The organism is Vibrio sp. M260118, assembly GCF_036533755.1.
Lineage (GTDB): Bacteria > Pseudomonadota > Gammaproteobacteria > Enterobacterales > Vibrionaceae > Vibrio.
On the sequence record NZ_JATABG010000132.1, the window covers coordinates 1 to 8,871 of the forward strand.

At 46.4% G+C, this 8,871-nt stretch carries 9 protein-coding genes; 7 read left to right on the forward strand and 2 right to left on the reverse strand.

From position 1 onward, the window contains the following. The 4 genes from QTO00_RS09795 to cspE all read left to right on the forward strand — a co-directional run. Positions 1 to 266: ApeP family dehydratase (locus QTO00_RS09795; RefSeq protein WP_443088915.1), on the forward strand; the 266-nt coding region annotated here is incomplete at its 5' end. Further along, a complete protein-coding gene (locus QTO00_RS09800; protein ID WP_331424576.1) occupies positions 263 to 988 on the forward strand; it encodes a 3-ketoacyl-ACP reductase FabG2 in 726 nt (241 codons plus the stop codon). The genes QTO00_RS09795 and QTO00_RS09800, both read left to right, overlap by 4 nt. Next, positions 985 to 2,208, forward strand: a complete 1,224-nt coding sequence (locus QTO00_RS09805) for a beta-ketoacyl-ACP synthase (protein WP_331424577.1) — start codon at positions 985 to 987, stop codon at positions 2,206 to 2,208. The genes QTO00_RS09800 and QTO00_RS09805 overlap by 4 nt, the downstream gene beginning before the upstream one ends. Before the next feature lie 393 nt (positions 2,209 to 2,601). Further along, on the forward strand, positions 2,602 to 2,814 hold the full coding sequence (cspE, locus tag QTO00_RS09810) for a transcription antiterminator/RNA stability regulator CspE (protein WP_038201891.1): 213 nt from the start codon (positions 2,602 to 2,604) through the stop codon (positions 2,812 to 2,814). A gap of 131 nt (positions 2,815 to 2,945) precedes the next feature. On the opposite strand, the gene QTO00_RS09815 is transcribed toward cspE, so the two are convergent. Continuing rightward, positions 2,946 to 3,467: a DUF2058 domain-containing protein gene (locus tag QTO00_RS09815; protein WP_331424578.1), complete on the reverse strand. Its 522-nt coding sequence runs from the start codon at positions 3,465 to 3,467 to the stop codon at positions 2,946 to 2,948. A gap of 274 nt (positions 3,468 to 3,741) precedes the next feature. On the opposite strand from QTO00_RS09815, the gene speA reads away from it, so the two are divergent. Together speA and speB are read left to right on the forward strand one after the other, a co-directional pair. Continuing rightward, the gene (gene speA, locus QTO00_RS09820) at positions 3,742 to 5,664 is read left to right on the forward strand and encodes an arginine decarboxylase (protein ID WP_331424579.1); all 1,923 of its coding nucleotides are present in this window, start codon (positions 3,742 to 3,744) and stop codon (positions 5,662 to 5,664) included. Then, positions 5,665 to 6,591, forward strand: coding sequence for an agmatinase (gene speB / locus QTO00_RS09825; RefSeq protein WP_038201897.1), 927 nt, complete (start codon positions 5,665 to 5,667; stop codon positions 6,589 to 6,591). It begins immediately after the preceding gene. A 5-nt stretch (positions 6,592 to 6,596) separates the two neighbouring features. On the opposite strand, the gene QTO00_RS09830 is transcribed toward speB, so the two are convergent. Beyond that, positions 6,597 to 7,619, reverse strand: coding sequence for an AraC family transcriptional regulator (locus tag QTO00_RS09830; protein ID WP_331424580.1), 1,023 nt, complete (start codon positions 7,617 to 7,619; stop codon positions 6,597 to 6,599). Positions 7,620 to 7,791: 172 nt separating this feature from the next. On the opposite strand from QTO00_RS09830, the gene QTO00_RS09835 reads away from it, so the two are divergent. After that, positions 7,792 to 8,805, forward strand: coding sequence for a DUF2804 domain-containing protein (locus QTO00_RS09835; RefSeq protein WP_331424582.1), 1,014 nt, complete (start codon positions 7,792 to 7,794; stop codon positions 8,803 to 8,805). Positions 8,806 to 8,871: the final 66 nt, after the last annotated feature.

Genomic DNA, 8,871 nt, shown 5'->3' on the forward strand with positions numbered 1-8,871 from the left:
GGTCTGGCTATCATGCTATGCAGAACGGTCAACAACCTCCGATTGGCTTTTTGCTCGGTAGCCGACGATACACATCTCACTGTGATACCTTTGAACAAGGCCAGATTCTGGATGTCTATGCCGATAAACTGATGGAAGACAGCGGTATGGCAGTATTTAGCGCCCGCATCGAGTTAGACCAACAGACCATTGCAACTTGCCAGTTAAATGTTTACGTACCATCAGAAAAAAAATTACAAGAAATGAAAATCAGGAGTCAACAATGACCCGACAAGTGCTAGTAACAGGCGCAAGCAAAGGCATAGGTAAAGCTATTGCCACACAATTAGCGCAAGATGGCTTTTCCATCGTCGTTCACTACATGGGCGATCAAAAAGGCGCACAAGAAACACTCGATACGATTGAAGCTAACGGTGGAAATGGCCGCCTGATTCAATTTGACATCAGCAACCGCGAAGAGTGCCGCACTAAATTAGAAGCGGATATCGCTGAGCACGGCGCATACTACGGCGTGGTCAATAATGCAGGTATCACTCGCGATACGGCTTTTCCTGCGATGACGGAAGAAGAATGGGATGGCGTGATTCACACCAATCTAGACAGCTTCTACAACGTCCTTCAACCTTGTGTGATGCCTATGGTGCAAAAACGCAAAGGTGGCCGTATTGTCACTCTCGCATCTGTCTCTGGCTTAATGGGTAACCGTGGCCAAACCAACTACAGTGCAGCGAAAGCCGGTGTCATCGGCGCGACTAAGTCACTCGCTTTAGAACTAGCCAAGCGCAAGATCACCGTAAACTGTGTCGCTCCTGGCTTGATTGATACAGGCATGGTCGATGAACATGTTAAAGAACATGCAATGCCGCAAATCCCTCTACGTCGCATGGGCGAGCCTGAAGAAGTTGCAGGCTTAGTGAGTTACCTAATGTCTGATATCGCAGGCTATGTGACGCGCCAAGTAATTTCAGTCAATGGAGGTTTGGTATGAGTCGCCGCGTAGTAGTGACTGGCATGTCTGGCGTTACCGCTTTCGGCAACGACTGGGAAGCCATTGAGCCACGACTTAGAGCCTGTGAAAACGCAACCCAATATATGACGTCGTACGAGCAATACGATGGCTTGAACACTAAACTCGCTGCTCCAGTTGATAACTTCGAACTACCAAAGCATTACAAACGCAAACAAGTGCGCGGTATGGGCCGTGTTTCTCGTTTAGCGACCGTTGCGACCGAGAACGCCCTTGAGAAAGCGGGCCTGCTTGGCGCGGATGTACTGACTAACGGCCAAACAGGCATCGCTTACGGTTCTTCTACAGGCAGTACTGATGCCGTTGGCGCATTTGGTGTCATGCTCAACGAGAAGTCAACTCGTGCCATTACGGCCACTACATACGTGCAGATGATGCCACATACTGCAGCAGTCAACGTTGGCCTTTTCTTCGGACTTAAAGGTAGAGTAATCCCAACCAGCAGTGCATGTACTTCAGGAAGCCAAGCCATTGGTTATGCCTATGAAGCAATCAAGCATGGCTATCAAACCGTAATGGTAGCAGGTGGCGGCGAAGAGTTGTGCCCAACGGAGTCAGCAGTGTTCGATACTCTGTTTGCGACTAGCTTGAAAAACGACGCCCCTAAGAGCACTCCACGTCCCTACGACACTCACCGCGATGGTTTAGTGATTGGCGAGGGTGCCGGTACACTCATTCTGGAAGAGTACGAACATGCAAAAGCTCGCGGCGCTAAAATCTACGCAGAGATCATTGGCTTTGCCAGTAACTGCGACGCGGCTCATGTAACGCAACCACAGATGGAAACCATGCAAATATGTATGGAGATGGCGATGCAAGATGCAGGCGTAGAACCTGAACAGATTGGCTATGTATCAGCACATGGCACAGCAACAGACAGAGGTGATATTGCGGAAAGTAATGCGACGGCCAATGCACTCGGCAAGGTACCAATTAGCTCACTCAAGAGCTATTTTGGCCATACACTAGGTGCTTGTGGGGCAGTTGAAGCTTGGCTAAGCCTTGAAATGATGCATACAGGTTGGTTCAGCCCAACGTTAAACCTAGACTCACTGGATGAACAGTGTGGCAACCTGGACTACATAACAGGCAACGGCCGCGAACTTGATGTTGAATATTTAATGAGCAATAACTTTGCTTTTGGTGGCATCAACACCTCAATCATCTTCAAGAAGCTCTAGTCACCTTTCCAAACTATCAAAAGCCAAGCATTGTTGACAAGCTTGGCTTTTGAATCTTGTATAACTGTCAGCGACCCTGAGCTACGACAAATCAAAAAGTGTCATTAGTCACATAACCCCGCAACAGCTTGGGCTTATGTACATTTTTTACGCCAAAAAATGTGGAATACCTCCAACCTTTACGATAAACCTTTACAATACTCGCAGTTCAGGTAATATCTACGTGCTCTGCAATTCAGAGTTATTAGTGAAACAGCAAGTCGAAAGTAAATTCTTAGTGAACCGCGTTACCGTTGTTAACCTTAGTGTTTCCCTTAGCTTCATCGTTACATTAAATAGTTCAAATTTTCAGCGCAAAAAGAAGATTAATTTAACTTAATAAAGGAAGACATCATGTCTAACAAAACTACTGGTACAGTAAAATGGTTTAACGAAGAGAAAGGCTTCGGTTTCATCACTCCAGAAAACGGCGGTGCTGACGTATTCGTTCACTTCCGTGCAATCGCTTCTGAAGGTTTCAAAACTCTAAAAGAAGGCCAACAGGTTTCTTTTGAAGTTGAACAAGGCCAAAAAGGCCCACAAGCTGCTAACGTAGTACCAGCTTAATTTTAGATTGATCTAGCGTCAATTATCTAAGATTACAAAAACCAGCCCATGTGGCTGGTTTTTTTTATGCTTGAAACACAAAAAAGCCTCACCGAAGCAAGGCTTTGTTTCATTGTATTTTTAACCAATGACTACCACATCAAATCATCAGGCACGACGAAGTCTGCGTACGGATCATCTTCAGCTGGAATATCTTCTGCTGGTGCATTTTGCTCGATGATCACGCTCTCATCACGCATCGCAATCTTCTTCGCAACACTGCTTGGAATCACCACGTAAGTTTCATCTGTGCGAGCAATCGATAGAATGCCTTTTGCAAGCTGGTCACGGATAAGCTGCTCTACATAGACATCTTTAACCAGAGTGCCGTCGGTGAAGTTGTACTTAATTTCACCCTCTTTCTGATCGATCTTGTTCATCTCAATCAATTGCTTGATTTGCGCTTTGATCTCTTTTGATAAACGCTGCTCTTTTTGCTCTTCGCTCAGCGCTTTGTCGCGCTCTTGCTGCTGACGTTTATTCTCTTCTACTGCAGCTTTTACTTCACGTGCTTGCACACGAGATTTCTTCGAGCCCTTCTTGGCTTTTTTTAGCTTCTTCTCATTCACTAAGCCAGCTTTAAGCATCTGCTCTTGAAGTGTTAATTTTGCCATGGTTCTTCCAAAGTCATCGATTTACGACCATTTTAGCGGCTCAAACCAATCAAAGAAAGGCTTGCTCGCACATTAAATTGTCATCATTTCTGAATAGAAAATCATCTGTACTTCGCACCCTATATTTCAATCGTGACGACAAAATCGTTTTGTTAGACTCAGACGGATTTTTATCCGTTAATGCGCTCGACGCGGAAGCTTAGAGAAGTCCAATTCAGTCCCGTGTCAGGTATGGTTCACGCTCTGTGAGTCATGAATTTTCCTCCCTACCTTTGTGAGATATGTAGTGGAAAACAACTCTAAACTTGATCGTGTTCGCGCTGATTACAATGTTCATTACTGGAGCCAAGGCTTCTACGGTATCGATAATCAAGGTGAAGTGTATGTGTCACCACGTAGTGATAATAGCCATCAGGTCCCATTGAGCAAAATCGTCTCTAAGCTAGAACAGAAACAACTGAATTTGCCTGTACTGGTTCGCTTCCCACAGATCCTGCACCAACGCGTGCACGGGATTTGTAACGCATTTAACCAGGCGATTGAAGAGTACCAATACGACAACAACTACCTACTGGTGTACCCAATTAAGGTTAACCAACAAAAAGAGGTGGTTGATGAGATCCTAGAGAGCCAAGCTCAGCTAGAAACCAAACAACTTGGCCTTGAAGCAGGTAGTAAACCTGAGCTATTAGCAGTGTTAGCGTTGGCACAAAAAGCGAGCTCGGTGATTGTATGCAACGGTTACAAAGACCGCGAGTATGTACGTTTAGCCCTAATTGGTGAAAAGCTTGGCCATAAAGTTTTTATCGTTTTAGAAAAGCTATCTGAGCTAGATCTAGTGCTAAAAGAAGCCAAGAGCTTGGGCGTTAAGCCTCGCTTAGGTATCCGCATTCGCTTAGCTTCTCAAGGAGCAGGTAAATGGCAATCGAGCGGCGGCGAAAAATCTAAGTTCGGCTTAGCAGCATCTCAGGTATTAACCGTTATCGAGCGCCTAAAACAAGAGCAGCAACTGGATGCGATGCAGCTAGTGCACTTCCACTTAGGTTCGCAAATGGCCAACATCCGCGATATTCGCAATGGGGTGAACGAATCTGCACGCTTCTACTGCGAACTGCGTGGTATGGGTACAGATATTAAGTACTTCGATATCGGTGGCGGTTTGGCGGTGGACTATGACGGTACTCGTAGCCAATCTTCTAACTCGATGAACTACGGTTTAATTGAGTACGCACGTAACATCGTCAGTACTGTCGGTGATGTATGCCTGCAATACGAGCAACCTGTACCAGTGATCATCTCTGAGTCGGGTCGCTCTTTAACCGCACATCACGCAGTATTGATCACCAATGTGATCGGTACAGAGGCCTACCAACCAGAAAGCGTGCTGGCACCCAGTATCGAAGACCCAACTCTGCTACAAAACATGTGGCGTAACTGGGAAACTTTGCAAGACGGCAGCGATGCGCGTGCATTGATTGAGATATACAACGATACCCACAGCGATTTGGCAGAGGTCCATTCTCAGTTTGCAACTGGGGTGCTGAATCTGCAACAACGCGCGTGGGCGGAGCAACTTTCGCTACGAATTTGCTTCGAGCTAAGTCGTCAGATGAGCAACAAAAATCGTTTCCACCGTCCTATTTTGGATGAGTTGAACGAGCGATTAGCGGATAAGTTTTTCGTCAACTTCTCGCTATTCCAGTCTCTGCCCGATGCTTGGGGAATTGATCAGGTCTTCCCTGTTCTACCACTATCTGGGTTGGAAAACGTCGAAGATCGCCGTGCTGTGATGCTCGATATTACTTGTGACTCTGACGGAGCTATTGAACAGTACGTGGAAGGCCAAGGTATTGAAACCACACTACCGGTTCCGGCTTGGGACAAAAATAAGCCATATCTGATGGGCTTTTTCCTTGTCGGCGCATACCAAGAAATTCTTGGTGATATGCACAATCTATTTGGCGACACACACAGTGCAGTGGTCACTGTAAGCGAAGATGGCAAAGCGATTATTGAACGTATCGATGAGGGTGACAGCGTCGAAGATATGATGCGCTATGTACACATCGACGTAGATAAGATCCGCCAAAACTACCGCGAGCTTGTGGCAGATCGCGTTGACGCCTCTGAGCAACACACGGTACTTGAAGAATTAGAAGGTGGTCTATCAGGCTACACTTATTTAGAGGATTTCTAAATGAATGATTTGTTTACTAAAACTGATTATTCGCTCTATTCGAATTCAATGAGTTTTATGCGCAGGCCTTACCTGCGCAATCCTGTCTCAGCAGACGCCGATCTTGTGGTACTTGGCGTACCACTGGATATGGCGACATCGGGCAGACCCGGAGCTCGAATGGGCCCAGATGCCATTCGTCGCGCATCGGTAAACTTAGCCTGGGAAGGAAACAAGTTCCCGTGGGACTTCAATGTTTTTGACCGAGCCAAAGTGATTGATGCAGGTGACTTAGTATTTGACTGTGGCGACGCCGAAGATTTCACCTACCGCTTGGAAGCAGCAACCAGTGAAATCCTTAAAAGCGGTAAGACCATGCTGGCACTAGGTGGTGACCATTTCATCACTCTGCCAATTCTGCGTGCGTATGCAAAACATCATGGCGAAATGGCACTGATCCACTTTGATGCCCATACGGACACTTATGACAACGGCAGCGCGTATGACCATGGCACCATGTTCTACCATGCACCGAACGAAGGTCTGATTTCGCCTAAACACTCAGTGCAGATCGGTATTCGCACCGATTACAACCAAAACAAGCATGGCTTTAACGTGATTAATGCCATGGAGGCGAATGACCTAAGTAGCGACGCCATCGTAGCGCGAGTTCGTGACATCATCGGTGACAAGCCCGTGTATGTGACATTCGATATCGACTGCTTAGACCCAGCTTTTGCACCAGGTACAGGCACGCCAGTTTGTGGCGGTTTGAACTCAGATAAGGTGCTGAAAATCCTACGTGGGTTAGCGGGTGTAAACATCATTGGAATGGATGTGGTGGAGGTGTCTCCACCATACGATCACAGTGACGTCACAGCACTGGCAGGAGCAACCGTCGCTTTAGAGCTCATGTACGCCTGGGCATCAAACCTCGAAACCGAGTAAACCGCTTACCTAAAGCGCTGAGGCGTCATCCCCGTCCAGCGCTTAAACCCTCGCCGAAAATTAGCCGCGTCGCTATATCCTAGACGAAACGCAATCTCTTCAATTGTGAGCTCAGTACGAAGCAAAAACTCTTTTGCAAGATCGCTGCGCACTTCCCCAACTAGCTGGTGATAGCTCGTGTGGTGCAGTGAGAGTTGTCTTCTTAAGGTGCGAGATGAGCAGCCATATTGCTCCGCCATCTCTTCAATTGAAGGAAACGCCCCAACACTCTGATACAAAGTGGCTTTTATTTGGTTGGTCAGCCGGTGGGGCGATTGCAGCAGCGACACAACCGACTCGCAAGATTGTAAGTAGTGGCTGAGCATATCCACATTTTGAGTTTTTAGCGGCAACGAAAGAGCCTGCACCGAAAAGCGAAGCGATAAATTCTCGGCTTCAAATTCAGTTTCACAACCAAAACGCTCTCGATATTTGTCACTATAGCTAGGTTTAGTATAAGGAAGACTCAGTGAAAGAACATCTAACTTCTGCCCAGTCAGTTCTTCAAACAATGACGTAAGCGCGCTATAAAAATACTCACAACAAAAAGGCAACAGATCGCCAATATCGAGTACATTATCCAGAACAATCGAAGCATTTTGATGATCTTTAACTACTTTTACTGAAAAGACAGGACCATTAAAATTCAGGTACTTAAAGCCCGTTTTGATCGCCTCTTCAACGCTTCGACTACTTAAAATTGCATAACCTAGTACGCCAAAATGACTGAGTGTGGCTCTCTCGCCAACCAACAGACCTAGACCCAAGTTTGGCAACTTTTGATTCAAATGGCGAAACAGCATCAACTTGTCCGCATAAGTGATTTGCGCTTGTTCATCTTGCCAGTCAATGGCTTCTAACCCTATATCCAGCAACAACTGCTTCGGGCTAATACCAAAGCTTTCTAAACCGTCAAGCAACAAAGCGAGGTCCATCACCCCTAACTGGTGACGATGATCGGTTGGTCGGTATTCAGCAACAAGTTCCATTAACTTGGCTCCATTGCCCTTTTATTTTGAGTCAAAAACGTAAGACTTAGCATACGGACATTCACCAATCATTTTCGTGATCAAAGATGAGTTAATGACCGATAATGACCTGACATTCATCTTTCATCTGACGCAAACTGGCCTAAGTGTTAATAGCTTGTAAATTGAAATTATGGTTTTCACCCGCCCTGCTCCGGATAGCTTAATATCGACAAACGGTAAACCCAGCTATGGTCATTTTGATGGTATTCCAAACAGGATAAATACTCAGCGCTTTGACTATCGCAACAGCATGGACAAACCTGCAGGTAGGTTGGCCAAGTATTTCCACTACAAGCAATTTCAGTTCGTGAGTATAAAAACACCACGCTACGTCATTGGCTTAGCTCTAGCCGATATTCGCTATCTCGGCTCTTCATTTTGCTACATCTACGACGTCGAAAACGACTCAATCAAAGAACACTCTTGGCTGCGTCCACTATGGTTCAGCAAGAAGATGACTGCCTCGCCGTTTTCTGGAACAAGCCAGATAGCAGGGGGCAAGCTAAGATTCGATATTTCACATGGGCAATGGCACATGACAGTGCAAAATCATAGTCTGACGCTCGATGTGACCTTGCATTGCCAGCCTACTAGCTTGCCATTATCAGTTTGTACACCGACGGCGTATTCCGGTTGGACATACACGCAAAAACACAACGCTCTGAGCGTCACAGGCACACTTGAAGTGGATGGAACCAGCGTAGATTTAGATCATGCGCTCGCCAGTTACGATTTCTCTGCTGGCTATATGCGTCGTGAAACGAGTTGGCGCTGGGCTAGTATCAATACTGGCGATGGCCAAAATTCGCTTGGCCTCAATCTTGCGGCCGGAGTCAATGAAACCGGGAGCTGTGAAAATGCGCTGTGGGTCAACGGTAACAGGCATCTCCTCAATCCGGTGCACTTTACTTTCGACAGAGACCACATCAAGCAAAATTGGCATATCCACTCAGAGGATGGTCGAATCGAGCTGCAATTTACACCTATCAACCAGCGCAGCGAAAAGCTCAACTTACTGCTGCTCAAAAGCAACTTTCGCCAGTTTATCGGTCACTTTAGTGGCTTTGTTATCGACACTAAGGGAGAAAAGCACCTGTTTAATCGCGTGCTGGGGCTAACCGAAGATCACTATGCCAAGTGGTAACCTATTGGAGGGATTAAGAAATGGAATTTCACAACATAATTGATCACCCAGAGTGGTTGCTCATGC